The sequence below is a fragment of the Anaeromyxobacter soli genome (assembly GCF_022808855.1).
Lineage (GTDB): Bacteria > Myxococcota > Myxococcia > Myxococcales > Anaeromyxobacteraceae > Anaeromyxobacter > Anaeromyxobacter soli.
This window is the reverse complement of the sequence record NZ_JAKZLF010000026.1, coordinates 53,879-80,043: the sequence shown is the minus strand read 5'-3', so window position 1 is coordinate 80,043 and position 26,165 is coordinate 53,879. Positions and strand designations below refer to the sequence as shown.

21 protein-coding genes are annotated in these 26,165 nt (G+C 75.4%); 11 read left to right on the top strand and 10 right to left on the bottom strand.

The features are described 5' to 3' along the window. A partial coding sequence (locus MLV88_RS17060; protein ID WP_243338078.1) for a 2-oxo acid dehydrogenase subunit E2 occupies positions 1–867 on the top strand: 867 nt, incomplete at its 5' end. A 130-nt stretch (positions 868–997) separates the two neighbouring features. Here the strand turns inward: MLV88_RS17060 and MLV88_RS17055 are convergent. Then, complete coding sequence (locus MLV88_RS17055) at positions 998–1,588, bottom strand: hypothetical protein (RefSeq protein WP_243338069.1); 591 nt, start codon at positions 1,586–1,588, stop codon at positions 998–1,000. A 398-nt stretch (positions 1,589–1,986) separates the two neighbouring features. Between MLV88_RS17055 and MLV88_RS17050 the strand changes: the two genes are divergently transcribed. Then, on the top strand, positions 1,987–3,942 hold the full coding sequence (locus MLV88_RS17050; RefSeq protein WP_243338067.1) for a S41 family peptidase: 1,956 nt from the start codon (positions 1,987–1,989) through the stop codon (positions 3,940–3,942). 122 nt (positions 3,943–4,064) lie between these two features. Further along, positions 4,065–5,249 carry a cytochrome c biogenesis protein CcdA gene (locus MLV88_RS17045; protein WP_243338065.1) on the top strand — a complete coding sequence of 395 codons (1,185 nt, stop codon included), beginning with the start codon at positions 4,065–4,067 and terminating at the stop codon, positions 5,247–5,249. On the opposite strand, the gene MLV88_RS17040 is transcribed toward MLV88_RS17045, so the two are convergent. Beyond that, a complete protein-coding gene (locus MLV88_RS17040; protein WP_243338063.1) occupies positions 5,150–6,058 on the bottom strand; it encodes a DUF3108 domain-containing protein in 909 nt (302 codons plus the stop codon). The genes MLV88_RS17045 and MLV88_RS17040 overlap by 100 nt on opposite strands. 161 nt (positions 6,059–6,219) lie before the next feature. After that, positions 6,220–6,561 carry a LuxR C-terminal-related transcriptional regulator gene (locus MLV88_RS17035; RefSeq protein WP_242340484.1) on the bottom strand — a complete coding sequence of 114 codons (342 nt, stop codon included), beginning with the start codon at positions 6,559–6,561 and terminating at the stop codon, positions 6,220–6,222. Positions 6,562–6,854: 293 nt separating this feature from the next. On the opposite strand from MLV88_RS17035, the gene MLV88_RS17030 reads away from it, so the two are divergent. The 3 genes from MLV88_RS17030 (at position 6,855) to MLV88_RS17020 (ending at position 12,783) form a co-directional block, all read left to right on the top strand. Continuing rightward, a complete protein-coding gene (locus MLV88_RS17030; protein WP_242340485.1) occupies positions 6,855–8,018 on the top strand; it encodes an efflux RND transporter periplasmic adaptor subunit in 1,164 nt (387 codons plus the stop codon). Then, positions 8,015–11,137 (top strand): efflux RND transporter permease subunit, encoded by a 3,123-nt coding sequence (locus tag MLV88_RS17025; RefSeq protein WP_243338062.1) that lies wholly within the window; start codon positions 8,015–8,017, stop codon positions 11,135–11,137. Before MLV88_RS17030 ends, MLV88_RS17025 begins: the two co-directional genes overlap by 4 nt. A gap of 236 nt (positions 11,138–11,373) precedes the next feature. After that, positions 11,374–12,783 (top strand): phosphoribosyltransferase family protein, encoded by a 1,410-nt coding sequence (locus MLV88_RS17020; protein WP_243338059.1) that lies wholly within the window; start codon positions 11,374–11,376, stop codon positions 12,781–12,783. Between the two features lie 3 nt (positions 12,784–12,786). Here MLV88_RS17020 and MLV88_RS17015 read toward each other — a convergent pair whose 3' ends face one another. From MLV88_RS17015 to MLV88_RS17000, 4 genes are all read right to left on the bottom strand, one after another. After that, positions 12,787–13,722: a ribose-phosphate diphosphokinase gene (locus tag MLV88_RS17015; protein WP_242340488.1), complete on the bottom strand. Its 936-nt coding sequence runs from the start codon at positions 13,720–13,722 to the stop codon at positions 12,787–12,789. Between the two features lie 304 nt (positions 13,723–14,026). Next, positions 14,027–15,157 carry a site-2 protease family protein gene (locus MLV88_RS17010; RefSeq protein WP_242340489.1) on the bottom strand — a complete coding sequence of 377 codons (1,131 nt, stop codon included), beginning with the start codon at positions 15,155–15,157 and terminating at the stop codon, positions 14,027–14,029. A gap of 189 nt (positions 15,158–15,346) precedes the next feature. Continuing rightward, positions 15,347–16,384, bottom strand: a complete 1,038-nt coding sequence (locus MLV88_RS17005) for a DUF362 domain-containing protein (RefSeq protein ID WP_243338058.1) — start codon at positions 16,382–16,384, stop codon at positions 15,347–15,349. Next, positions 16,385–16,603, bottom strand: coding sequence for a hypothetical protein (locus tag MLV88_RS17000; RefSeq protein ID WP_242340491.1), 219 nt, complete (start codon positions 16,601–16,603; stop codon positions 16,385–16,387). It lies immediately after the preceding gene. Between the two features lie 307 nt (positions 16,604–16,910). On the opposite strand from MLV88_RS17000, the gene MLV88_RS16995 reads away from it, so the two are divergent. Beyond that, on the top strand, positions 16,911–17,516 hold the full coding sequence (locus MLV88_RS16995) for a protein-L-isoaspartate(D-aspartate) O-methyltransferase (protein ID WP_242340498.1): 606 nt from the start codon (positions 16,911–16,913) through the stop codon (positions 17,514–17,516). A 12-nt stretch (positions 17,517–17,528) separates the two neighbouring features. Here the strand turns inward: MLV88_RS16995 and MLV88_RS16990 are convergent, their stop codons facing one another. From MLV88_RS16990 to MLV88_RS16980, 3 genes are all read right to left on the bottom strand, one after another. After that, on the bottom strand, positions 17,529–17,864 hold the full coding sequence (locus MLV88_RS16990) for a hypothetical protein (RefSeq protein ID WP_243338056.1): 336 nt from the start codon (positions 17,862–17,864) through the stop codon (positions 17,529–17,531). 15 nt (positions 17,865–17,879) lie between these two features. After that, positions 17,880–18,998, bottom strand: a complete 1,119-nt coding sequence (gene amrS, locus MLV88_RS16985; protein WP_242356382.1) for an AmmeMemoRadiSam system radical SAM enzyme — start codon at positions 18,996–18,998, stop codon at positions 17,880–17,882. Positions 18,999–19,176: 178 nt separating this feature from the next. Further along, positions 19,177–19,578, bottom strand: coding sequence for a bacteriohemerythrin (locus MLV88_RS16980; RefSeq protein ID WP_242340494.1), 402 nt, complete (start codon positions 19,576–19,578; stop codon positions 19,177–19,179). Between the two features lie 784 nt (positions 19,579–20,362). On the opposite strand from MLV88_RS16980, the gene MLV88_RS16975 reads away from it, so the two are divergent. The 4 genes from MLV88_RS16975 (at position 20,363) to MLV88_RS16960 (ending at position 26,164) form a co-directional block, all read left to right on the top strand. Beyond that, complete coding sequence (locus MLV88_RS16975; protein ID WP_242340495.1) at positions 20,363–20,566, top strand: cold-shock protein; 204 nt, start codon at positions 20,363–20,365, stop codon at positions 20,564–20,566. Positions 20,567–21,043: 477 nt separating this feature from the next. Further along, complete coding sequence (gene vorB, locus MLV88_RS16970) at positions 21,044–22,435, top strand: 3-methyl-2-oxobutanoate dehydrogenase subunit VorB (RefSeq protein WP_242340496.1); 1,392 nt, start codon at positions 21,044–21,046, stop codon at positions 22,433–22,435. After that, positions 22,432–23,868 (top strand): 2-oxoacid:acceptor oxidoreductase family protein, encoded by a 1,437-nt coding sequence (locus tag MLV88_RS24675; RefSeq protein ID WP_242340497.1) that lies wholly within the window; start codon positions 22,432–22,434, stop codon positions 23,866–23,868. The genes vorB and MLV88_RS24675 overlap by 4 nt, the downstream gene beginning before the upstream one ends. A gap of 502 nt (positions 23,869–24,370) precedes the next feature. Further along, positions 24,371–26,164: a hypothetical protein gene (locus tag MLV88_RS16960; RefSeq protein WP_243338054.1), complete on the top strand. Its 1,794-nt coding sequence runs from the start codon at positions 24,371–24,373 to the stop codon at positions 26,162–26,164. Position 26,165: the final 1 nt, after the last annotated feature.

The window sequence follows — 26,165 nt, the reverse complement described above, 5'->3', positions numbered from 1 at the left end:
CTCGCGCGCGAGCTCGGCGTGGAGCTCGGGCGCGTCCAGCCGTCGGGGCCGCGCGGCCGGATCCTGCACGAGGACGTGCAGCGCTACGTGAAGGAGGTCGTGAGCGCGGCCGCGACCGGCGCCCCGGGCGTCGGCCTCGACGTCGCGCCGTGGCCGAAGGTCGACTTCGCGAAGTACGGTCCGGTCGAGACCCGGCCGCTCTCGCGCATCAAGAAGATCTCGCGGAAGAACCTCGCCCGGAACTGGGTGATGATCCCGCACGTCACGCAGCACGACGAGGCGGACGTCACCGAGCTCGAGAAGCTCCGCGTCGCCCTCAACGCGGAGCACGCCAAGGAGGGGGTCAAGGTGACGCTGCTCGCCTTCCTCGTGAAGGCGTGCGTCGCGGCGCTCCGCAGGTTCCCCGACTTCAACGCGTCGCTCGAGGGCGACGAGCTCGTGCTGAAGCAGTACTTCCACATCGGCTTCGCGGCGGACACGCCGGGCGGGCTCGTCGTCCCGGTGGTGCGGGACGCCGACCGCAAGGGCGTGCTCGAGATCGCGGGCGAGCTCGCGGAGCTCGCGCAGAAGGCGCGGGACGGGAAGCTCCAGCTCGGCGAGATGCAGGGCGGGACGTTCTCGATCTCGAGCCTCGGCGGCATCGGCGGGACGGCGTTCACGCCGATCATCAACGCGCCGGAGGTCGCCATCCTCGGCGTCTCGCGCAGCGTGATGCGGCCGGTGTGGGACGGTGCTCAGTTCGCCCCCCGGCTGATGCTGCCGCTCTCGCTGTCCTACGACCACCGGGTGGTCGACGGCGCCGCCGCCGCGCGCTTCACGAGCTACCTCGCAGCGCTCCTCGCCGACCTGCGGCGCGCGATGCTCTGATCCACCGACCGAACCGGACCCCGCGGTTCACCGGACGGCTGGGCGTCGGCCGCTGCCCCGCGCCGGCCCGCGGGCGAGCGGGGCGGCCGGGCTCACCGGACGCCCCGCTCGACGCGACGGACGGCTCCGCCTACTTGCCGCCGCCGCCGGAGCCCCCTGCGCTCGAGCCGGCGCCGCCAGAGGAGCCGGCCGCGCCGGTGCCGGTGGCCGCGCCGGTGCCGGCAGACGAGCCTGCGCCGGCAGACGAGCCTGCGCCGGCGGCGGAGCCGCTCTCGGCGCCCGTGGCGCTGCCTGCCGCGCCCGCCTGGCCGGTGCCGGCGGTGTCGGCGCCCTGAGTCGCGCTCGTGTCGCTCGGCGAGGCGGAGCCGGAGCGCGACGCGCCGGAGCCGGTCCCCTCGGTCGTCGAGCTCGAGCGGCCGGCCGCCGAGGTGTGGTGCTTCTTCTTCTTCCGGTGCGTCGTCGTCGCGCGCTTGCTCGACGTGTCGGTCGACGCGCTGCCGGCCGAGGCGCCGGACTCCCGGCTGCTCGAGCCCGCGCTGCCCGTCCCCCAGCCGCTCGTGTCGCTCGAGCCGGTTCCGTGCGCGCTGCCGGAGCTGCCGCCGCTCCTGCCGGCGTCGTCCGTCGTGCTCGACGACCCCGCGGCGGCGCCCTGGGCGCTCGCGGTACCGAGGCCGAGCGCCGCCAGCGCGCCGGCCAGGAACATCCCATTCCTGAGCTTCATCCACTCTCCCGATGTGAGGTTGTTCGCCTCCGCTCGCTGCGGAGGCACCGCGCGGCGACGGTGAGGGCCGCAGACGCCCGGCGCCGGTCGCCGCGCTCGCGGGACCGGCGCCGCGCGTGCGATCTCGCCGGTGAGCCTCCACCGCCGTACGCCGCGCGAGGCTGAAAGCTGCGGCGGCTCGCGCCAGCGGCAACAGACGGGCCGCAGGCTCCTCGGTCGCCCCGGGGCGGCCGCGCCCCCGCGCTCATTCCGCACATCGCTCGACATGCGCGCAGCTCGACGCACAGCCGCACCCACGCCCCGCGTACGAGCGGGCATGCCCGCCGCCGGAGGGGTGTTGGTGGAGTCGCCCGCGCGCCGCCGAGGTGCGTGGGGCTCGCTCGGACATCCGACCCCCGATGACGCTCGCCACCCTGCTCACGCTCCTCTTCGCGGCCGCCCCGGCACAGGCGAGCGCCGCCGCTCCCGCCGCGCGGGAGCCCGCCGCCGCGCCGCCCCCGGCGGCGGTCACCCCCGCGCCGGCCGAGTCGATCGCGGGCGACGCCGCGCCGGCGGCTCGCGCCGACCCGTGCGACGGGGTCGCGTCGCTCCCGGAGGACGACGGCTGCGCCGGCGCGCCGCTCTGCTCGCCGCGGCAGCGCGCGAAGCTCGCCTGCGATCTCCGCGACGCGATGGAGAAGCGGTACGTGTTCTTCCCGGTGAAGGGGCGCCTCCTCGCCCACGGCGGCACGCCGTCGTTCGACTCGCGCGCGCACCTCGACGCGTGCGTCGCGGAGGAGCGGGCGATCGCCAGGGAAGACGATCCGCTGCGGTTCTACGATCGGATGCGCCGCTGCACCGCCGCGTTCGAGGACGGCCACCTGCTGTTCGGGGCGCCGGTGCGCCTGCCCCAGGTCGCGCTCGGGTTCGGCCTGCGGCTCGCGGACGGCGGCAAGATCGTCATCGCCAACCGCGAGAAGAAGCTCGTCTCGTACCTCGCGAAGGTCTCGGGGCTGCGGGGCGTCGACCAGGTCCTCGCGGTCGGCAACGAGGTGCTGGAGATCGACGGCCGCCCGGCGGCGGAGGTCGTGGAGGAGCTCGCCCGCTTCGTGCCGGCGAGCTCGCGCGGCGCCCGGCTCGAGCGCGCCGTGGACGCGGTGACGCGCCGCGACTTCGCCTACCCCCAGCGGCGCACCGCGACGCTGGCGGTGTCGGTGAAGGGCGTCCGGCGCGTGGTCGAGCTGCCCTGGTGGATCTCCCCCGACGCCGCCGGCCACGTGATGGCGAGCCGCTACGTGCGCCGCACCGGGATCGTCACGAGCGACCTCCTCGCCTGGCGCTACGACCAGGGGAAGGACACCTGGGACCGGGATCCGAACGCCGCGCAGGGGTACCTGCGCACGGACCCCATCCTGGCGCCGCGCGACGCGAGGGGGCTCACCGAGGAGCTCGACGAGGGCGACCGCGTCGCGGTGCGGGTGGGCGAGGTGGTGCGCCGCCGCGATCGCGCCTTCTGCTACGTGCAGATCCTCTCGTTCCTCAGCGAGACCCTGCACGCCGCGGGGGACGAGCCGCGCCCGTTCGGCGCGGTCCTCGAGGGTTTCGTCGGAGAGTGCAAGGACAAGGGGCTCGACCTCGTCGTGGACCTGCGCCAGAACACCGGCGGCTACATCGCCCACTCGAGCACCGTGGCCGCGATGCTGTCCGAGCCCGGGGAGGCCTACCCCGGCGGCGCGCTCGTCCTGCGCGCGACCACGCAGAACCAGCTCGTCTACCAGCAGCGGATGCCGCCGCCGAGCGCCGCGCCCGCCCGCGCCGCGGACGACGCGTTCGAGCCGCGCAAGATCGTCGAGGCGATCGGGCTCGCGCAGCGCGAGCGGCGCGACTACACGCCGGCCTTCCTCGAGGGCCCGGTGCGCGCGAGCGACGCGGTGGGAGGCTACGAGGGCAGGGTGGTGGTGCTCACGAGCCCGAGCTGCATGAGCGCCTGCGACCGGCTCGCCGGGATGCTGCGCGCCTCGCGCCGCGCCGTGCTCCTCGGCGGCCCGACGGAGGGCGCCGGCGGCAGCCAGCAGGAGGCGAAGAACCTCGGCGCCCGCTGGACGGATCCCGACGGGCTCCTCTCGCTCTCCATCCCGAACGCCGCGATGGGCGTGCAGCCCCTCGAGCCGGGCGCGCCGCTCGCCGCCCACGCGGAGCGCTCCGCGGAGGAGTTCTTCGCGGCGCTCGCCTTCGAGAACCGCCCCGTGCAGCCCGACGTGCCGTACGCGACCTCGGTCGAGGACATCACCGGCCACAACCGCGGCTGGCTCGAGCAGGTGGAGGCCGTCCTCTTCGAGGGGCGCGCGGTGCACGAGGGCATCGCGGGGTTCTGAAGGCGCCCGTCCGCCCCCGGTGAGCCACCGCTTCCGGGGGTTCGGGCGTATTTCCGGGAGCTCGCCGGAACCGCTCGCCGCGTCCCCGGCTCCGACTCGCACGGAGGAGCCAGAGAGATCGCATGAGCTTCGACATCCCCGGACTGTTCGCCGCCGGCGTCCTCACCTTCCTGTCGCCGTGCGTGCTCCCCCTCGTGCCCATCTACCTCGGGCTCCTCGGCGGCGCGTCGGTGGCCGACGTCCGCGCCGGCGGCGCGCGCGGGCGGCTCGTGGCGACGGCGTTCGCGTTCGCGGCGGGGCTCGCGAGCGTGTTCGTGGCGCTCGGGCTCGGGGCGAGCGCGGCGGCGGCGCTGCTCGCCGCGCACCGCGAGGTGCTGCTCCGGGTCGCGGGGATCGTCGTCGTCCTGTTCGGCCTCAAGTTCCTCGGGGTCCTGCGGCTGCCGGGGCTCGATCGCGAGCGGCGGCCCTGGCTCGCGCGCGCGGCGCCAGGGGGATCCCTCCTCGCGTCGTTCGCCTTCGGCGGCGCGTTCGCGCTCGGCTGGACGCCGTGCATCGGCCCGGTGCTCGGCTCCGTGCTCACCTACACCGCGAGCTCGGGCGCGAGCCCGGCGCGCGGCGCGCTCTACCTCGGCACCTACGCGGCCGGCCTGGTCGCGCCGCTCCTCTTCGCCGCCGCCTTCGCGCCGCGCGCGCTCCGGCTCCTCGACCGCGTGAAGCCGCACCTGCGCAAGGTCGAGCTCGCGACCGGCGCGCTCCTCGTCGCCGTGGGCGCGCTCCTCGCCACCGACCGGCTCATGGTCCTCACGCCGCCTGCCGGTGGCGCCGCGCAGGCGGCGGGGGCGGTCGCTGCGTCCGCACCCGCCGCCGGGAGCGTCGCCGCGGGGGATGCGGCGAGCTGCGACGCGAGCGCGCCCGCCGCGGCGTGCGACCTCCCGGCGCTCGGCGCGCTCGCCGCGGCGCCGGCGCCGGCGCCGACCGCGTCCGGGCCCGCGCTCGTCGAGCTCGTGAGCCGCAGCTGTCCGATCTGCCGGAGCATGGAGCCCGTGGTCGCCGAGGCCGAGCGCGGCTGCCCGGGCGCCCACGTGAGGCGCCGCCTCGTCGAGGAGCCCGAGGGCGCCGCGCTCGCGCGCCGTCACGCGGTCCGCGGGGTCCCCACGTTCCTCGTGCTCGACGGCGCCGGGAGGGAGCTCCGCCGGCTCGTGGGTGCTCAGCCGGTCGACGCGCTGACGGACGCGCTCCAGCTCGCGACGGGACGCATCTGCGACGCGCGGCCGCTCAAGGGCCGGGAGCCGGCGCGCGGGGGGTGAGCGCGGCGGGAGGCCGCGCGCCGGTCGCCGCGGCCTGGCGCGGGGCGGGGGGGCTCCCCTCCCATCCGCGCGTCCCCGGTGGCGACGTCCCCGGGCGCGTAGCGGGTGAGCAGCGCGACGACGTGGCCGATCGAGAACGGGATCTCCGCGCGGACGAGCACGTGGGCGGGATCGTCGGTCAGCCAGAGGGAGATGTCGCCCCGCGGCGACCCGGGTCCGCCGGTCGGCGCGGTCACGCTCACGCGCACGCAGCGGAACTTCCCCCCGGGCACCGCGACCTCCTCGCGCTCCCGCACCTCGGCGACGAGCGTGAACTGGCGGGAGCCGGAGAGGACCGGGAGCGCGTGGCGCTCGCCGGGCGCGAGCGGCTGGAGGCGGAGCCACAGGAACGCGCTCGACAGCTCGTGGGCGCCCGCTGGGACCGGGAACCGCTTCTCGGAGCGACGGCCCTTCCGCTCCCGGACGAACGTCGCCTCGCCGCGGCCGCGGTCGAAGCGCGAGCGATCCACGTGCATGTCCCCCGCCTCGAACGCGCGCAGCTCGGAGCCGCGCGGCAGGCGCGCCCGCGCGTCCCAGTACGCGACGAGGTGCTCGCGCAGGTCCAGGAGGCCGGCGATGCCCCGGGTCCGCGCCTCGAAGAACACCGGCCAGATGACCCCCTCCGGCCGTCCGACGGCGATGCGCGCCTCGCCCGCCACGAAGCTCAGGAAGCGGACCTCGAGCAGCGTCTCCTCGCCCGGGGCGAACGTCGCCGCGCGCGGCGATCCGAACGCCGCGATCATCGCGAGCACGGCTGCGATGCGCGCCACCGCGACCTCCTCCCGGACGTCGCGTGCGTGGCGGCAACATCGCGGCGCGACCGGGCGCGAACTTACGCCACCCGGCGCTCGCGCCCGAGGCCCCGCTCAAGTCTCCCGGAAGACCGCGCTTCGCCCGCCCTCCGGGCCGGGGGCGGGCGAGCGGACGGACGCTACATCGCCGCGACGAGCGGCGCGGCGGCGGTCGTCTCGGGCTGGGCGGCCGGGGCGGCCGGCTTCATCTCGACCTTCTCGCCGCTCGCCAGCATCTGGAGCGAGATCGAGAGGAGGCCGGAGATGATCTCCGCGGCACCGGCCACGTGGACCTTGCGGTAGATGCGCTTGCGGCGCGCCCGGATCGTCTCCGGCGACACGTTCGCGGCCGCCGCCGAGTCCTTGCACGCGAAGCCCTGGGCGATCCTCAGCACCTCGGAGCGCTCGGCCGGGGTCAGGCTCTTCCCGTCCATGTACTTCGCCGCGATGGGGGTGAGCGTATCGATCTCGATGTGAGGCATCTGCGCGCTCCTTCGTGGGTTCGTGTGGTGGGGTCTCGCCGCTTTCACCCGCGCCTCCGCGGGCTGCCCGGTCGTTTGTTCCCCAACCCCTCGCCACGTTAGTCACGCCCCTCCCGGTTGCCACCCCCTCCGTGATCTTTTTTTCGATGCGGCTCCTCACCGCAGGCGGGCGGTACCCCGCCCCCTCATCTTTCCGGCCGCCCGAGCGGAGGTTATCTCCTCTGGGTTCCGAGTGACCCGGCGCGGCGACCCGGCCGCAGTGGAGCTAGGGATCCCACTGCAGAGGGCGGCGGATGGCCGGGAGCAGCGCAGGGGGCTGGCGTCGGGTGGGAGGGGTCGCGATCGCGGTCGCGATCTCGGCGGTCGCCGTGGCCGGCTGCGGCCGCGGCTCGAAGGAGCGCGCGGCGGCGGCGCCCCGCCCGCCGGTGCCGGTCCGGGTGGCGGAGGCGCGGCAGGAGGACGTCCCGAAGGAGCTCGCGGCGGTCGGCTCGGTCCAGCCCTTCGTCACGGTCTCCATCCGGCCGCTCGTGACGGGCGAGATCGTCGGCGTGTTCTTCGGCGAGGGCGACGAGGTCCGCGAGGGGCAGCGCCTGTTCCAGATCGATCCGCGCCCGTACGAGGCCGCGCTCGCCCAGGCGCGCGCGGCGGTGGTCCGTGCGCGCGACCAGGCCGCGAACGCCCGCGCCGACGCGCGGCGCTACGCGGAGCTCGTGAAGCGCGAGTACGTGACGCGGCAGCAGTACGAGGCCGCGCTCGCGAACGCGTCGTCGATGCAGGCCGACGTGGCCGGCCTCGAGGCGGCGGTGCGGAAGGCCGAGCTCGACCTCGTCCACTGCCGCATCGACGCGCCGAGCGCCGGCCGGACCGGCGCGGTGCTCGTGCAGCGCGGCAACGTCGTGCAGGCGAACCAGCAGAACCCGCTCGTCGTCATCACCCAGCTGCGCCCCATCTACGTCTCGTTCACGGTGCCGGAGCAGCACGTGGACGCGCTGCGCGCGGGGGTGGGCCGCCTGCGGGTGATCGCGCGCCGCGCGGACAAGCAGGAGCAGGGGACGCTCTCGTTCGTGAACAACACGGTCGATCCCGCGGCCGGGACGATCCTCGCCAAGGCGACCTTCGAGAACGCGGGCGAGGCGCTCTGGCCGGGGCAGTTCGTGGACGCGCGGGTCGTGCTGGGCGTGCAGCGGGGCGCGGTCGTGGCGCCCGCCGCGGCGATCGTCTCCGGGCAGGCCGGGCCGTACGTCTACGTGGTGGGGCCGGACGACACGGTCGAGCAGCGCCCGGTCGTGGTGGCGCAGGCGACCGCGCGCGAGGTCGTGGTCTCGAGCGGGCTCCGCCCCGGCGAGCGGGTGGTGATCGACGGGCAGCTCGGGCTCGTGCCGAAGGCGCGCGTGGCGGTGAAGGCCGCGCAGGCGGGCGGCGAGGCCGGGGCGCGGACGCAGGCGAGGACGCCGTGAACGTCTCCGGCCCCTTCATCCGCCGGCCGGTCATGACCTCGCTCGTCATGGTCGGCATCCTCGCCTTCGGCGCAGCGGCCTACCGGCTCCTGCCGGTGAGCGATCTGCCGAACGTGGACTTCCCGACGATCCAGGTGACCGCGAACCTCCCCGGCGCGAGCCCGGAGACGATGGCGGCCTCCGTCGCGACCCCGCTCGAGCGGCAGTTCTCCACGATCGCCGGCCTCGCGGCCATGAACTCGGCGTCCTACCTCGGCGCGACGCAGGTGACGCTCCAGTTCGACCTCTCCCGCGATCTCGACGCCGCCGCGCAGGACGTCCAGGCCGCGATCGCCGCGGCGGGCCGGCAGCTCCCGCCCGACCTGCCGACGCCGCCGACGTACCAGAAGGTGAACCCGGCGGACATGCCCATCCTCTACCTCGCGCTCACCTCCCCGACGCTGCCGCTCTCGCAGCTCGACGAGTACGGCGAGACCCTCATGGCGCAGCGGATCTCCAGCGTGTCCGGGGTCGCGCAGGTGCTCGTGTTCGGCTCGCAGAAGTACGCGGTGCGCATCCAGCTCGATCCGCTGCAGCTCACGAGCCGCGGCCTCGGGATCGACGAGGTGTCGGCGGCCGTGTCGGCCGCGAACGTGAACCTGCCGACCGGCACGCTGCAGGGGCCGCACCGCGCCACCACGGTGCAGGCGACCGGCCAGCTCACGGACGCCGCCCAGTACGGGCCGGTGGTGGTGGCCTGGCGGAACGGCTCGCCGGTGCGGCTCAGCGAGGTGGGCCGGGCGCTGGACAGCGTCGAGAACGACAAGACCGCGGCGTGGTACGCGACGCGCGCGGGGATGGACCGCACCATCGTGCTCGCCATCCAGCGCCAGCCCGGCACGAACACCGTCGCGGTCTCCGCCGGCGTGAAGGCGCTCCTCCCGCAGATGCGCAAGCAGCTGCCCGCCTCCGTCTCGGCGGAGGTCCTCTTCGACCGCTCCGTGCCCATCCAGGCGTCGGTGCGGGACGTGAAGTTCACGCTCCTCCTCACGCTCGTCCTCGTGGTGGGCGTCATCTTCCTCTTCCTGCGCAACGTGCGGGCGACCCTCATCCCGAGTCTCGCGCTGCCGATGTCGCTCGTGGGGACGTTCGCGGTGATGTGGCTCCTCGGCTACAGCCTCGACAACCTCTCGCTCATGGCGCTCACGCTGTCGGTCGGGTTCGTGGTGGACGACGCGATCGTCATGCTCGAGAACGTGGTGCGCCACGTCGAGCTGGGAGAGCCGCCGCGCGAGGCGGCGCTCCGCGGGGCGCAGGAGATCGGCTTCACCATCGTCTCCATGACCATCTCGCTCGCCGCCGTGTTCATCCCGGTGCTGTTCATGGGCGGGATCGTGGGGCGGCTGTTCCACGAGTTCGCGGTCACCATCGGCGCCGCGATCCTCGTCTCCGGCTTCGTGTCGCTGTCGCTCACGCCGATGCTGTGCGCGCGCCTCCTCTCCGAGCACGCGGAGCGGCCGCCGGGCCGCTTCTACCGGGTCACGGAGCGCGGCTTCGAGGCGCTCCTCGGCGGGTACCTGCGCGGCCTCTCCTGGTCGCTCTCGCACCGGCGCACCATCCTCGTCGTCACGGCGCTCGCGCTCGCCGCGATGGTGCCGCTCTTCGCGGCCGTCCCGAAGGGCTTCCTCCCGAGCGAGGACACCGGCCAGATCTTCGCCTACACCGAGGCGGCGCAGGGGGTGAGCTGGGAGGCGATGGCGGCGCACCAGCAGGAGGTGGCGGCGATCGCGGCGCAGGACCCGGCGGTGGAGGCGGTCATGTCGAGCGCGGGCGCGCGCGGGGCCACCGCCGCGAACACCGGCGTGATGTTCATGCGCCTGCGGCCGCGGGGCGAGCGGGACGGCGTCGACCGCGTCATCGAGCGGCTCCGCCCCCGCCTCGCGCAGGTCCCCGGGATGCGCGCGTTCGTGCAGAACCCGCCCCCCATCCGCATCGGCGGGCAGCTCACGAAGAGCCAGTACCAGCTCACCCTCCAGGACCCCGACACGGCCGAGCTCTACCGCGTCGCGCCGGAGCTCGAGGCGCGCCTGCGCGGCCTCGCGGGCCTGCGCGACGTGACGAGCGATCTCCAGCTCTCGAACCCCCAGGTCACCGTGAACATCGACCGGGACCGGGCGGCGGCGGTCGGGGTCTCGCCCCGCATCGTGGAGGACGCGCTCTACACCGCGTATGGCTCCCGCCAGATCTCGACCATCTACACCGCGACGAACGAGTACCAGGTCATCATGGAGGTCGCGCCGCGCTACCAGACGGATCAGGCCGCGCTCTCGACGCTGCGCGTCCGCGCGCCCTCTGGCCAGCTCGTGCCGCTCGACTCGCTCGCGCGCCTCGAGAGCGGCGTCGGGCCGCTCTCGGTCTCGCACGCCGGGCAGATCCCCTCGGTCACCATCTCGTTCAACCTCGACCCGGGCACGTCGCTCGGCGCCGCCGTGGGCGACGTGGAGGGGATCGCGCGCCAGGTGCTCCCCGCCAGCGTGTCCACGCGGTTCCAGGGGATCGCCGACGCGTTCCAGTCGTCGCTCTCCGGCCTCGGCTGGCTGCTCCTCCTCGCCGTGGTCGTCATCTACCTCGTGCTCGGGATCCTCTACGAGAGCTACGTCCACCCGATCACCATCCTGACCGCGCTGCCGTTCGCCGGCTTCGGGGCGCTCCTCACGCTGCTCGTGTTCCGGACCGAGCTCTCCATCTACGCGTTCGTCGGCGTCATCATGCTCGTGGGGCTCGTGAAGAAGAACGGCATCATGATGATCGACTTCGCCATCGAGGAGCGGAAGCGCGGGCGCAGCGCGCACGACGCGATCTTCGACGCGTGCCGCATCCGCTTCCGCCCGATCATGATGACGACCCTCGCCGCGCTCATGGGCACGCTCCCCATCGCGCTCGGGCTCGGCGCGGGCGCCGAGTCGCGGCGGCCGCTCGGGCTCGCGGTGGTCGGCGGGCTCGTCTTCTCGCAGGCGCTCACGCTGTTCGTGACGCCGGTGTTCTACACGTACCTCGAGACGTTCTCGGACTGGTTCGCGCGGCGGCGCCACCGCCGGCTCGAGCTGGTGCGGAACGGGCGCCGGCCCGCCCGGGCGTGACGACCCGCCGGCGACGGTCCGGGCGGACGACCGCCCGCCGGTGCGCGGCGAAGCGCGGTGCGGCGTCGCGGGAGCCCTGAAGGACCGGGACCGGCGTCGCGGCGCGGGGCGTACGCTTCGCGGGAGGGCGGTGCTGGGCGATCGGTGGCGCAGGCCGACTCCCCGCGCATCCGCCCACGCATCCGCACGCTCCACTGGTGCGCCGACTCGCGCCGGGGGCGCGCCCGAGGCGGAGCATGATCTTCGACGATCGGTCGCAGGCGGGACGGCTGCTCGCGGCGGCGCTGGAAGGATACCGGGGCGAGCGTCCGGTGGTGCTGGGGCTCACGCGCGGAGGCGTGCCGGTCGCCTACGAGGTGGCGCGCGCGCTCGGCGCGCCGCTCGACGTGCTCGTCGTGCGCAAGCTCGGAGCGCCGGGGGATCCCGAGTACGCGGTGGGCGCGATCGCCGAGGGCGGCGCGGTGTACGTCAGCCGGGACGCGGTCCGCGAGACGGGGCTCTCCGAGGAGGAGGTGGCGGTCCTGGCGGAGCGCGAGGCGGCGGAGCTCCAGCGCCGCGTGCGGGCCTACCGCGGCAGCCGGGAGCCCCCGGACGTCGCCGCACGGACGGTGATCCTCGTCGACGACGGGGTCGCGACCGGCGCGACGGCGCGGGCCGCGGCGCGCGCGGCCCGGCGCTGGGGCGCGGCGCGGGTGGCGCTCGCCGCTCCGGTCATCGCGGCGCAGACCGCGGCGGAGCTGCGCCCGGACCTCGACGACGTCGTCGCGCTCGAGCGCCCGCGCGACTTCCGCGCGGTGGGGGCGTGGTACCGGCGCTTCGCGCAGGTCGGCGACGCGGAGGTGCTCTCCTGCGTCGAGCGCGCCCGCCGCGAGGCGGGGGACGAGGAGCTCTGGGGCGGCGACTGGAACGCTCCGGGCGGCGAGGAGGAGCCCGCCTCCGAGGCGGCGCCGGAGGTGGAGGAACGCTACCACGCCGTCCCGTTCGACGGGTCGCGGCGCGGCCCGGGCGCGCTCGAGGCGGCGCTCGCGGTGCCGATGCAGGCCGCGGGGCTCGTCGCCTTCGTCCACGGGAGCGGCGCGTCGCGGCGGAGCCCGCGCGACCGCCACGTGGCGCGGGCGCTCCAGCGTGCCGGGCTCGCCACCCTGCTCTTCGATCTCCTCACGCCGGAGGAGCGCGCCGAGGACCAGCGCTCCGGGGAGCTCCGCTTCGACCTCGAGCTCCTCGCCGGGCGGGCGGTCGCGGCGGTGCGCTGGGCCGCCGCCCACCCCGACACGCGCGCGCTCCGGCTCGGACTCTTCGGCGCGGGCACCGGCGCCGCGGTGGCGCTCCTCGCCGCGGCGGCCGAGCCCGAACGCGTCGCGGCCGTCGTCTCACGCGGCGGGCGCCCCGACCTCGTGGACCCGGCGACGCTCCGGCGCATCGCCGCGCCGGTGCTCCTCGTCGTCGGCAAGCGAGACGGCGGGATCCTCGCGCGGAGCTCCGAGGCCCTGCCGTTCCTGCGCCAGGGCGCCCTGGAGATCGTGCCCGGCGCGTCGCACCTGTTCGACGAGGCGGGCGCGCTCGACGCGGTGGCGCGCCAGGCGGCGCGCTTCTTCACGCTCCACCTCGGCCGCGCGCAGGCGTCCGGCGCGCCGCCGCCGCGCTGAGCGTCAGCTCGTCGCGAGCAGCTCCGCGAGCGGCCGCTCCTCGCGCAGCCGCCGGATCGCCTCGGCCAGGAGCGGCGCGAGCGGCACGACCTCCGTCGCGAGCCCGGGCAGCGCGGGGACCGGGAGGGCGTCGGTGACGACGAGGCGCGCGAGGGAGAGGGCCGCGAGCCGCTCCGCCGCGCCGGGCACGAGGAGCGGATGCGTCGCCGCGACGACGACCTCGGGGCGGCAGCCCGCCTCGAGGAGCGTCCGCACCGCCGCCTCGATCGTCGCGCCGGTGCTGATCATGTCGTCGACGACGATGGGCGCCCGCCCGGCCACCTCGCCGGAGACGCCGCGGACCGCGACCTCGCGCGCCGAGAGCCGCGCCTTGTGCACGCACGCGGAGGGCAGCCCGAGGAGGCGGCCGAACGCCTCGGCGCGCTTCGCGGCGCCCAGGTCCGGGGCGACGACCACCGCGTCCCGGGGCGCGACGCGGGCGATGGCCTCGGCGAGCGCCGGGATCGCGGTGAGGTGATCGAGCGGCACCGAGAAGAAGCCCTCCGCGGCGGCGCCGTGAACGTCCACCGCGAGCACCCGGTCGGCGCGCGCGGAGAGGAGGTCCGCCGCGAGCCGGATCCCGAGCGGCTCGCCGTCGGCGCGGCGGCGATCCTGCCGCGCCCAGGCGAGGTACGGCACCACGGCGGTGATGCGCGCCGCGCCCGCGCGCCGGCAGGCGTCGGCGAGGAACAGGAGCTCCAGCAGGTGCGCGTCGGGCGGCGGCGCGAGCGGCTGGACCAGATACACGTCGGCGCCGCGGACGGGCTCCTTCACCGTGACGTGGAGCTCGCCGTCGGGGAAGCGCTCGAGCGTCCGCGCCGCGGGCGTGAGCCCGAGCGCGTCCGCGAGCGCCGCGGTGAGGGCGGGGTGGATGCTCCCGCCGACCAGGATCGGCTTCATCGGTCGCTCCAGCGGCACGCGCCCACGCACGGAGAGGGGCCGCTGTGGAGGCGGCCCCCCGTGCCCAGGGACATGACCTCGTGCGCGCGAGCCGTGACCGTGCGCCAGACGCGCGCCCGGTCTTCACGGTCAGGAGCGGGAACGTCCCGCGGTGCCTCCGGCCTCACGAGAGGACCGTCGCGAGGATCCGCGCGTTCCCCGGGCAACTCCAGGATACGCCTCCGGCCGGCGGCGGGATCGGCGTCCCGTGGGCTCGCCCCTCCGCGGTGCCCCGCCCGCGCGGTGCGCGCTCCGGCGGGGGCCGTCATCCGGCCTTGGCGGGCGGCGGGTGCTGGGTCGCGGCGAGCTGGCGCAGGCGCAGGCCGCGCGCCAGGTCGAAGGACGAGACGACGCCCACGAGCCTCCCGTCGTCCGCGACCGCGAGGTGGTCGTTGCCGCGCGGCTGGAGCTCCGCGATGACGTCGACCACGCGGTCGCCCGGCGCGACGACGCGCGCCGGCTCCATGGCCGCGCTCACCTGGGTAGTCCGGCGCTCCTCGACCGGCAGCTTCTCCACCGCCTCGAGCCGCACGAACCCCGCGGCGCGCCCCCCCTCGATCACCGGCAGCGCGACCCGCCGCTCGCGCAGCATCCGCTCACCCACCGCGAACACCGTCTCGTCGGACGTGACCGCGCTCGGCGAGGGCGTCATGATCTCCCTCACCCGCAGGTCCCCGAGCATCGCGCGCACGAGCACGTCGTGCTCCTCCGCGTGCGCCCCCGCCCACACGAAGAACGCCACGAGGATGAGGAGCGGGTTCCCCGCCGCGAAGCCGAGCGCCGCGAAGAAGGCGGCGAAGGCCTTGCCCACGTTGGCGGCGATCCGCGTGGCCTCCGCCGCGCTGCGCCGCCGCGCCAGCACGGCGCGGAGGACGCGGCCGCCGTCCATGGGGAACGCGGGCAGGAGGTTGAACACGCCGAGCGCGACGTTGACGCGCGCGAGCGCCTCGAGCGCGAACGCGGCCGGCTGGGCGCCGGCGCGGAGCGCCGCCGCGGAGAGCCCGGCGGCGAGGAGGGCGAGGGCGAGGCTCGCCGCCGGTCCGGCGACGGCGACGCGCGCCTCGGCGCGCATGTCGGCGAGCGGCTCGGCCACCTCGGTGACGCCGCCGATGACCATGAGCGTGATCGCTCGCACCTTCCCGCCGCGGCGCACGAGGACGAAGCAGTGCGCGAGCTCGTGCAGGAGCACCGAGACGAACAGGCCCGCGGCGAGCGCGAGGCCCCAGGCCCAGCGCGGCCCGGGGAGCCGCTCCGGCGGGACGCCCGCGAGGCCCGCGAGCTCCGGCACGGCGCGCGCGAACATCCACGCGAGGAACGGCAGCGCGAGGAGCAGCGTCACGTCGAGCCGGATGCGGATGCCGCCCACCCGGCCGATCTCGAGCCCCGTCCTCGCCATCTCCGCTCGCTCCGCCGCGCCGTACGTACGCGCCCGGCGAGGAGATCTTCGCGCCCGGCCCGCCTCCGCGCCCCGGTCCGCAGGGGCCTCACGGCACGCGCGCGAGCGCCAGGTCGCCGCGGGAGCGGGCATCTCCCCGCCAGCCCGCTCGCGCGTCCCGCGCCACCGTCGCGCGCGGGGCCGTGGGCGTCAGCCGAGCTCCCGGCGCAGCCGCGCTGCGTCTGCGTCGCTCGCCCCGGCGAGGCGGATGCGCTCCCCCGAGGCGGCGCCGACGCCGATCTCCGCCGCTCGCCGCATCATGGGCAGATCCCAGATCGAGCCGCGGCCGATCCGGTCGTTCGCCCCGGCGATGCGGAGGAACGCGAGGCCCACGGCGTCGAGCGCGAGCGGGTCCGTGCTCGCCGCGATGACGTCGGGCCTGCAGCGGTCGCCCTGGTCGGGCCCGCCGTCCGCGAAGCCCGCGCGGCCGTCGAGGAGGACGAGCGAGGGACGTGCGACGAGCGAGATCTCGGCGAGCCGGGCGCGCAGGCCCGACCCGAGGTGCATCCGGACGCGGGCCGCGCCGTCCACGATCCCGACCGCGTTCTTCATGGCCATGGTGAAGTCGCCCCGCGAGTGCGTCCGCGGCGTGCAGAGCCCGATGATGTGGTCGGCGGCCAGCACCGGGCGGTAGATGCGGAGCGTCCGGTCCGGCCAGTTCACCGCGAGCGGGTGGCGAACCCAGGCGACGTCCGCGTCCTCGAGCGCGAGGCAGGGGATCTCGAGCGAGCGCGCCGCGTCCAGGATGCCGGTGCGCTCGAACGCGGCCCGGGTCGAGTGCAGGAACATGGTGCGGTCCGCGACGAACGGCGCGCCGCCGGCCTCGAGCACGAGCCGGGCGACGATCTGGAGGACCTCGGGATCCGTCGTCGCGGGGTAGGCGTTCCCGCTGTTCACGGCGGGCTTCAGCAGGACGGAGTCCCCGGGGCGGATGAACCCGAGGCCCCCGGCGAGCCGGACGGCCTCCTCCACCGCGGCGCGAAGGCTCGGCGAGGCGGACGGACGCACCACGGCCACGGTGCTCTTCGCCGGCGGGCTCGGCGAGTCCGGCAGCGCGTGCGATCGCGCGCCCGCGGGCGTCGAGCGCGCGCCCCCGGAGGTGGCGTAGAGGGCGGCCGCGGACGCCGCGCCGAGCGCGCCCGCGAGGAAGCTGCGCCGGCCGAGCCGGCGATGGAAGGACCGGTCCATCTAGTGCGCGTGCGTGAGCATCCCGAGGACGATCCAGAGCGCCATCGCGAACCCGAGGACGCCCACCGCGAGCCGCGCCCGCGCGCGCCACGCGTGCGCCGTGGCGCCGCCGCCCGGCGCGAGCCCGGCGATCCCGTCCCAGAGGAGCACGGCGGAGGCGATCCCGATGAACAGGACGAGCGCCAGCGCGAGCAGCCGGGTGACGAAGGACGGGGTCACGATCTCATTCTTGCGCTCCGCGGCGGCGGGCGCGGCCCTTCGCGCGGGGCGTCTCGGCCGGAGCCGGGGCGGCGTGGGACCGGGCGTGCGGGCGGTCGGCATGACCCCGCGGGGACCCCACGAGAACGCGCGACGGGGCGCGAGGATCGTGAGGTGATCTCCGGGACGCACGGCCTCGCCGGAGGCTCGCATGCTCGTCCGGGCGCTCCTCTCGATCCTCACGTTGCTCCTCGCCGCGGGGGCCCGGGAGGGCGCGTGCGCCGGCCCGGCGCGTCCCGCGGCGTCCCCGGAGGCGGCGCGGGCGCGGATGGTGGACGACCAGCTCGCGGGGCGCGGCATCCGCGACGCGCGGGTGCTCGCGGCCATGCGCGAGGTGCCGCGCGAGCGCTTCGTGGCGCCGGAGTGGCGCGCGTACGCGTACGAGGACGAGCCGCTCCCCATCGGGCGCGGGCAGACCGTGAGCCAGCCCTACGTGGTCGCGCTCATGGCGCAGGCGCTCGCGCTCCGCGGCGGGGAGCGCGTCCTCGAGGTCGGCTCGGGCTCGGGCTACGCGGCCGCGGTGCTGTCCCGCGCCGCGGCGGAGGTGTACGGGATCGAGCTCGAGCCGGAGCTGCACGCGCGCAGCGTCGAGACGCTCCGGCAGCTCGGCTACGCGAACGTGCACCTCCGCGCCGGGGATGGCTTCCAGGGCTGGCCGGAGGCGGCGCCCTTCGACGCGATCGTCGTGAGCTGCGCCGTGGAGCGGCTCCCCCCGCCGCTCCTCGCCCAGCTCGCGGAGGGGGGGAGGATCGTCTATCCCGCAGGGCCGGCGGGCGGAGTCCAGACGCTGGTGGTCGTGAAGAAGCTGCCGGGCGGGCTGCTCGAGGAGCGCCTCGCGCCCGTGCAGTTCGTCCCGATGCGGCGTGGCCGCTGACGGACGCCTGCTTCACGGACAGAGCGGCGGCGGGTGCGCTCCGCCCGGGGCCGTCCGGCTCGCCCGCGAGCAGATCCCGCCGTCGCGCAGGTCGGCGCAGGAGCGGGCGCAGATGCAGCGGCTCTCGTCGAGGCCGAGCGCGGGCGAGGTGTAGGAGACGACGCAGCCCGAGGCGTGGCCCTCGCCGTCCCCGCAGGCGAAGAGGGTCGCGTCGAGCTCGGGGCAGCACGCATCGAGGCGGGCGACCGCCTCCAGGCAGGCGAGCTCGCCCTCACCGCCGACGCCGCACTGGCCGCCCGCCAGCGCGATCGCCGCGGCGCCCACGGCCGCTCGCGCGGCGAGCCGCATGGCATCCTCCCGCCGTCACGCGCGCCACGCCGGCGCGGGCGACATCTCGACGCCGTCCACCCGCGTCCCGCAGGCCGGGCAGCAGCCGTTCTCGACCCGGTTCCGGAGCACGTGGAACCCGTAGCGCTCCACGAGGAGCGCGCCGCACAGGTGGCAGCGCGTGGTCTCTCCATCCGAGCCGGGGACGTTCCCCTCGTAGACGTGGCGGAGCCCGGCGGCGCGGCCGATCCGCGCGGCGCGGTCGAGGGTGTCGACCGGCGTGAACGGCCGGTCGAGCATCTTGTACGCCGGGTAGAACTGGGACACGTGCCACGGCACCTCGGGGCCGACCGAGCGGACGAACTCCGCGATCTGGCGCAGCTCCGCGTCCGAGTCGTTCACGCCGGGGATGACGAGCGTCGTCACCTCCACCCAGACGCCGAGCGCGCGGTACAGGCGGATCGCCTCCAGGATCGGCTCGAGCCGGGCGCGGCTCACCCGGCGGTAGCTCTCGGGGTCGAAGAACTTCAGGTCCACGTTGGCCGCGTCGAGCACCGTCGCGATCTCGCGCAACGGCGCCTCGGAGATGAAGCCGTTCGTCACGAACACGTTCCTGAGGCCGCGCGCCCGCGCCAGCACCGCGGTGTCGTGGGCGAGCTCGTAGAACACGGTGGGCTCCGTGTACGTGTACGCGATCGAGCGGCAGCCGCTGGCGAGGGCGCGCTCGACGATCTCCTCGGGTGAGATCTCCTCGCCCACCACGGCCTCCGCCGCGGCCGCGAGCTGCGGGCAGACGAGCTCGGTCGCCTCGCGGTTCCCGCGCGCGTCGATCGTCCGCGGGAGGTGCTCCTTCGGCCACTGCGACACCGTCCAGTTCTGGCAGAACGCGCAGCGCAGGTTGCAGCCGACCGTGGCGATGGAGTACGCGAGCGAGCCCGGGAGGAAGTGGAAGAGCGGCTTCTTCTCGATGGGATCGACGCCGCGCGACACCACCCGGTCGTAGACGAGGGTGTAGAGCGTGCCCCGCACGTTGAAGCGGACGCCGCACGCGCCGCGCCCGCCGGCGCGGATGTGGCAGTCGTGGGGGCAGAGGGTGCAGCGCACCTCGTCGTCCGGCCGCCGCTCGTAGAACCGCGCCTCGTGCAGCGCCGCCATGGAGAACCGTCCCGGCGCCCGCGCGCCGCTCCGCCCGCGTCGTCGGGCCGGAGCGCGGCGCCTCGCGCCGCACGCCACGCACCGAGTAGAGCACCGTCGGAGGAGCCGCTCCCCGCCCAGGGCGGGGTCGCCCGGGGTGGCGGCCTCGGCCGGGAGCGGCCGGAGCGCGCCGCGCCCGTCAGGCGGACTGGGACAGGAGGAAGCGCGCGAACGCCGAGTCGGTCCGCGTGAGGTGGTCCTTCAGCCAGCGCGAGAGATAGGTCCCGATCTTCATCGCCTCGAGCCCCGGACCGCCGCGTCGCTCGTGCTCGTCGGACATCCGCAGGATGTCCTTCACGAAGCGGTCGTGCTCCGCCTTGTGCTCGGCGTAGCCCTCGTAGCGGACGTCGCGCATCCAGGCCTCCTCCGCGCCGAAGTGCGTGACGCAGTACATGCGGAGGTAGGAGAGGAGGATCCCGATCTCCTGGCGATCCGCGGTGTCGAGGCTCGCCACGAACCGCTCGGCGCGCCGGAACAGCTCCTGGTGCTGCTCGTCGATCTCGACGATGCCCACGGCCAGGGACGGCGTCCACTTCAGCATGGTTCCTCCGCGCCGCCGCTCGGGCTCGTTGCGGCTCGAACGATTCGGGAGCGGGGAGGATGTCACGAAAGCAGGGGGGCAGAGCTTGAGCGCCGTCAGATCTCCCCTGCCTCGGCCCGGCAGGGGAGGGCGGCAGGCGAGCGCTCGCGCCGGAGCCGATCGCGCCCTCGGACCGCTCCGCCCGCCGCTCAGCCATCGCGAGCACGCCCTTCCCCGTGGGCAACATTCACCTGAGGTGTACGACCGAGGTGAGCGGCCGCGAGCCCGATCGCGAGGAGGGAGCTCGGTCGCTGCCGTCGCGGCACCGGTTCCGGAGGGCCACCGTCGTCCCGGGCGTGGGTCCACCGGAGCGGCCGCCGTGGCCGCCGCTGCCCTCCGGCGGCAGGCCTTCGCATAGGTCCGGTGCGCCCCGGGCCCGCGCCCGCGCAAGGGCGATCCGCGTGCGGTCGCATGCTGCAACGGCGGGCGGGCGGCCCGCCATGCCGCGTATCATGCTGACATCATTGACTAAATCGTCGTGACTGGCGGTGGCCGGAGAGACGCCGGCCGAGCCGGCGCTGCGCTCGCGGGCCCCCGTTCCCCCCGGCAAACGAGCGCGATATCGCTCCCGACGCGACCCTGCCCCCGACGGCCCGGACGGAGAGGGTCCCGCCGGCCGAACGAAACTCCCCCGCGAGTACGCTCGACGCGGAGCGCGCGCTGGGTTAAACCTCGGCGGCCTCGTTTCGAGGCGCATCGACGCGGCAACTCAATGCCGCCGATTCAGAAGAAAAGAGTAAGAGTAATGGCGACCGGTACCGTGAAGTGGTTCAACGACGCGAAGGGCTTCGGGTTCATCACGCAGGACGGCGGTGGCGAGGACGTGTTCTGCCACCACACCGCGATCCAGGCGCAGGGGTTCCGCACCCTCGCCGAGGGTCAGAAGGTGGAGTTCGACGTTCAGCGCGGCCCGAAGGGCCTCCAGGCGGCGAACGTCCGCCCGCTGTAAGCCGCTTCACGTCTGAGATGAAAGCCCGGTTCCTCGCGAGAGGGGCCGGGCTTTCGTACGTCCGGGGCTCCCGAGGTCGGAGTCAGGCGACGAGCAGGAGAGCTCGAGCCTCGCGAGCTCCCGCGCACAGGTGATCGAAGGCGGCGCGGAGCGGCTCCCGGAGCGCCCGCGTCCGCGAGCTTGCGCAGCGGACGACGATCCATCGGAGTGCGCCCGTCTCGCTCCACTCCTCTCGCGGTCTCCGGAGAACCGCGCGTCGATCGCTGTCGGCGCCGGCGTGCGCAGGCACGGCCGGTGCGCACGGGCGGCTGGCCCCGGATCTCGTTGCGCCTCCAAGGGATGGGCGTCCTCGCCGGACCCGGGCCCGGCCGGGCACGAGGTCTCTTCCCGACGCACTTGGATTCCTCCCCCGACCGCGAGTAGGGTGTCGCCGTCTTCCGCAGGCGCCGCTTCGATCGGGCGGCAGGAGGAGGTCGCGTGGCTCACGTCGACGTCCGTGAGATGCCGGTGCTCCACGAGGAGTGCTGCAAGGGCTGCGGCAGATGTCGGGAGGCCTGCGCGCGCGCCTGCATCGCGCCCGGCACCGACATCAACGAGCTCTCCGGGCTCGTCCCCATCGTCCTGAGCCTCGACGCCTGCAACGGCTGCGGGCTGTGCGCCGAGGCGTGCCCCGAGCCGTACGGGCTCGAGATGGCGCTCCCGGGGGCGGCGCGCGAGCCCGCCGCCGTGGCGCCGCGCGCGCGCTTCGTCCCCCCGCCGGACGAGCCGGACGCGCGGGTGCCGCTGCCGCACTCGCCCCCGCTCGTCGTGAAGGGCACGCACGCGTCGGCCATCGGCGCGCTGCTCGCCGGCTGCCGCCACTTCTTCGGCTACCCGATCACGCCGTCCACCGAGGGCGCCGAGCTCATGGCGAAGCTCCTGCCCGCGCTGGGCGGCAGCTTCGTCCAGGCGCCGAGCGAGGTCGCGGCCGTCAACATGATGTACGGCGCGGCCGGCGCGGGGCGGCGGACGATGACGTTCACGTCCTCCCCCGGCTTCAGCCTGATGCTCGAGGGCGTCTCCTACCTCATCGGCGCCGAGCTCCCCGCCGTCTTCGTGAACGTGATGCGCGCCGGGCCCGGGCTCGGGAACATCGGGCCCGAGCAGTCGGACCTGAAGCTCGCCTGCCGCGGCCTCGGCCACGGGAGCACGCACGCCATCGTGCTCGCGCCGGCGACGCCGCAGGAGATGCTCGACTTCACGATGCTCGCCTTCGAGCTCGCCTTCCGCTACCGGAACCCGGTGGTGGTCGCGGCCGACGGGCACCTCGGCCAGATGACCGGCAAGGTGGAGCTGCCGCGCGCGCTCGTCCGGCCGGGGCTCCCGGGCTGGGCCGTGTCGGGCGACGGCCCGCACCGCGGGAACCTCCACTCCTCGATCCTGCTGCGCGAGGCGGACCAGGAGGCCCACAACCTCCACCTCTTCGACAAGTACGCGCGCATGACCGCCGCGGAGCAGCGCGTCGAGACCCTCCACTGCGAGGACGCCGAGACGCTCGTCGTCGCCTGCGGCACCCCGGCGCGCATGGCGTCGGGGGCGGTGGCCGCGCTCCGCGCCGAGGGCGTGCGGGTCGGGCTGTTCCGCCCGCAGACGGTCTGGCCGTTCCCGGTCGCCGCGCTCCTCCCGCTCGTCCGCCGGGCGCGCCGCATCGTCGTGGTCGAGGCGAGCGACGGGCAGCTCGAGGACGAGCTCCGGCTCGCGCTGAGCCACGCGGGCGTCGGCGGAGAGGTGCCCATCGAGCACGTGCGGCGGCACGGAGGCATCCTGCCGTCGCAGCTCGAGATCGCCGCGGGGGTACGGAAGTCCGCGGGAAGGCGGGTGACGGCGTGAGCGTCTTCTACGAGCGGTTCGAGCGGCACGATCACGCCGAGGGCATCAAGGGGCGCAGCACCCACTACTGCCCCGGCTGCGGCCACGGGCTCGTGCACCGCTACCTCGCCGAGGCCATCGAGGAGCTCGGGATCCAGGACCGGACCATCGCGGTGTCGCCGGTCGGCTGCAGCGTGTTCCTCTACTACTACCTGGACGTCGGCCACACGCAGGCGGCGCACGGCCGCGCGCCCGCGGTCGCGCTCGGCCACAAGCTCTCGAACCCGGACAGCGTGGTGGTGAGCTACCAGGGCGACGGCGACCTCGCCTCCATCGGCCTCACCGAGATCCTCCACGCCGCGCAGCTCGGCGTGCCCCTGTCGGTCGTGTTCGTGAACAACGCGATCTACGGCATGACCGGCGGTCAGACCGCGCCCACCACGCTCATGGGCCAGAAGACCACCACCTCGCCGCACGGGCGCGACCTCTCCATGGGCCTGCCGCTCAAGATGGCGGAGCTCATCGCCCAGCTCGACGGCCCGGTGTACGTGGAGCGGGTGGCGCTCTTCGACGCGAAGCAGCGGGTGCGCGCGGCGAAGGCGGTGAAGAAGGGCCTAGAGCTCCAGGCGGAGGGGAAGGGCTTCTCCTTCGTCGAGGTGCTCGCCGAGTGCCCGACGCACCTGCGCCTCTCCGCCGAGGAGGCGGAGCGCTGGGTGAAGGAGAAGATGGTCCCGGTCTTCCCGCTGGGCGTGAAGAAGGACGTCTCGGCGACCGCGAGCTTCGACGCGTGGCGCACGCCCACGTACGCGGCGGACGCGGTGCTCGAGGCGATCGACGCGCGGCAGGCGGAGGCGCCGCGCTACGCGCAGGGCTTTCCCGCCACGCCGTTCGGCGGCGACGAGCTCGGCCTCAAGTTCGCCGGCTCGGGGGGCGACGGCGCGCAGACGGCGGCGATGCTGATGGTCCACGCGGCCGTGAACGAGGGGCTCGACGCGACGCACATCCCGAGCTACGGCCCGGAGTCGCGCGGCGGCACCTCCTACGCCGACGTGCGGATCGCGCGCACGCAGGTGCTCTCCCCCGACGTGCCCTCGCCGCACGCGCTCGTCGCCTTCAACGCCCCGAGCCTCGCCAAGTTCGGGGCCACGGTCGCGCCCGGCGGGATCGCGCTCTACGACCGCTCCGTGATCCGCGAGCCGCACGCCCTCCCGCCCGGCGTCCGCGCGCTGGGCGTGCCCCTCTCCGAGATCGCGGCGGAGCTCGGCCAGCCGCTCGTGAAGAACGTGGTCGCCATCGGCGCGCTGCAGGGGGCCACCGGGCTCTTCCCCGCCGAGACCGTCCTCGCCGTCATCCGCCAGGCGCTGCAGAAGCGCCCTGCGCTCGTCGCGGTGAACGCCGAGGCGTTCGCCCGCGGCGCGCGCGCCGTCGAGCGGGGCTGGGGCAGCGCGGGCTGAGCGCGGCCGAGCGCGCGCGGCGAGGCCGCCGCCCGGCCGGGCGCGGCGCGCGGGCACTCGCCCCGCGACTCCGCGATCGGGCCTCGGCGGAGAGCGTCGGACGAGGCGCACCCCCCATGGCGGGCCTGCCCCTCACGGATTCGTGGGCGCACGGATGGTGAATGGGTACCCTGCGTGAAAGCGGGGGCCGGCGATGCGGGCGACGGGGGTGGTGGTGGTGGCGGCCGTGCTGGCGGCCGGCTGCTTCTCACGTGGCGAAGCGGGCCGATCGAGCGCGGAACCTCCGGCGGGAGGGGAACCGCCCGCGAGCGGGCCGCCGCCGGACCCGCGCCAACCCTCCGGGCCGATCCCCCCGGACGTCGCAGGCGAGGTCCCCGCGTCGCTGCTGCCGGTCGAGGCAGGCGTCGCGACCTCGGACCGCCCGTGCGCCGGGGGCTGGTGCTGGTGGAACTTCCCGCGCGGCGCGCCCGTCCGGAGCATGTGGGGCAGCGGCCCGAGCGACGTGTGGGCGACGACCACGCTCGGCGGGATGCTCCACTGGGACGGCGCGGCGTGGTCCGCGGAGTGGCTCGGCGTCGCGCGCGAGCCGGGCGGGATCCCGCTGTACGTCGGCTTCGACCTGAGGGACGTCTGGGGCAAGAGCGCGACGGAGGCGTGGACGGCCGATCCGCTCACGCTCCTCCGATGGGACGGAACGCGCTGGACGCGTCAGGCCCGCGGCGAGGTGTTCACACAGGGTTCCATCTCCTCTTCGGACGGGGTGGCGTGGACCGGCACGTGGAGCTGCGGCTTCCAGCGGTTCGACGGCACCGTCGCGGAGACGTTCGCGTGCCCGGAAGGCTACGCCGGCGACGTGTACGGCGTCTGGGCGGCGGGGATCGACGACGTGTTCGGCGTCACGTTGCCGTGGGAAGGCTTGCGGGCGGGCGTGAACACGCGGGCGGTCGCCGTCGTGCGGCGTCGCGGCGGCAGCTGGTCCGAGTGGCGCCTGGGCGGAGGCCTCGTCCGCCTGCCCGATGGGCTGGGCTCGATCTCGGGCTCGGCGCCGGACGACGTGTGGGCGAGCGCGCTGTCTCCTCCGCAGGCCGGTTCGCGGGCCCGGGAGCCGTTCCGCTCCACCGAGCCCACCGTCTGGAGGTTCGACGGGGCCGAGTGGTGGCCGCAGGACGCGTCGATCTCGGGCCCCGTGTTCGTCGCGACGCGCGGCGACGTCTGGGTCGGCGAGCATCACCTCGCGGACGGCGCCTGGAGCGAGGTCGCGGACGCGCCGGACCGCGTCCTCTGGGCGGCGGGGGCGCACGACGTGTGGGGCATGCGCACGGACGACGTGTCCGGCGCGCTCTACCACTGGAATGGCGAGCGCTGGACGCCTCGCGCTCACCTCGGAGGCGAGCTGCGGGTCATCGACCGGAACCTGGCGCCCGCCGACGAGGCGTGGGTGCTCGCGCCGACGGAGGACGGCGGCGCGGAGCTCGTGAGCTGGGACGGGGCAACCTGGGTCCGCGTCTCCGGCTCGCGGCTCCCCGCCTCGGAGGTGGGGCTCCTCTACACGGCCACGTACGGCTCGAGCGCGAGCGACGTCTGGCTCGCCCACCGCGACGGCTATCTCCATTGGGACGGCGTGCGCTGGACGCCGACCCGTGTCGACCGGAGCGCGGCCTCGGCCTGGGACCCGCGGTACCGCGCGTTGCGGGAGAAGCTCACCGGCACCGGCGCGACCGACGCCTGGGCGTCGAACGAGGCGGGCGTCTTCCACTGGGACGGCGAGCGGTGGACGGGCCGCGGCTCGCCGGGCGAGGTGCACGCGATCTGGACGCCGCGCCCGGGGCTGCTGTTCGCGCTGGGGTTCGCGGTCACGCCGATCCAGGGCGACCCGCCGTACGAGGCGGTGCTGCAGCAGGTCATCTGGCGCTGGTCGGACGGCGGCTGGAGCGAGGAGCTCCGCGGAGCGACCGAGTGCCGCGCGCTCACGGCCCGCGATTCGTCCTGGGAGCGCGGCGCGATGTGGGGCGCGACGCCGCACGATGCCTGGGCGTTGATCGGGGAGGTCGCCTACCGCTGGGACGGCAGCCGCTGGGCGGGGACCGCCGGCCCCACCTACCCGGTGCGCTGCATCTTCGGGACCGGCGCGGACGACGTCTGGGCCGTCCCGACGTCGCGCTGGAACCACGATCCCATGAATCGATTCCGCTGGGACGGGCGAACGTGGGAGCGCGCCGAGATGCCCGTGGGCCTCATGTGCGGGTCCGGCGCGTGGGTGTCGCACCACGGCGGCCTCTGGCGGCGCGCGCCCTGAG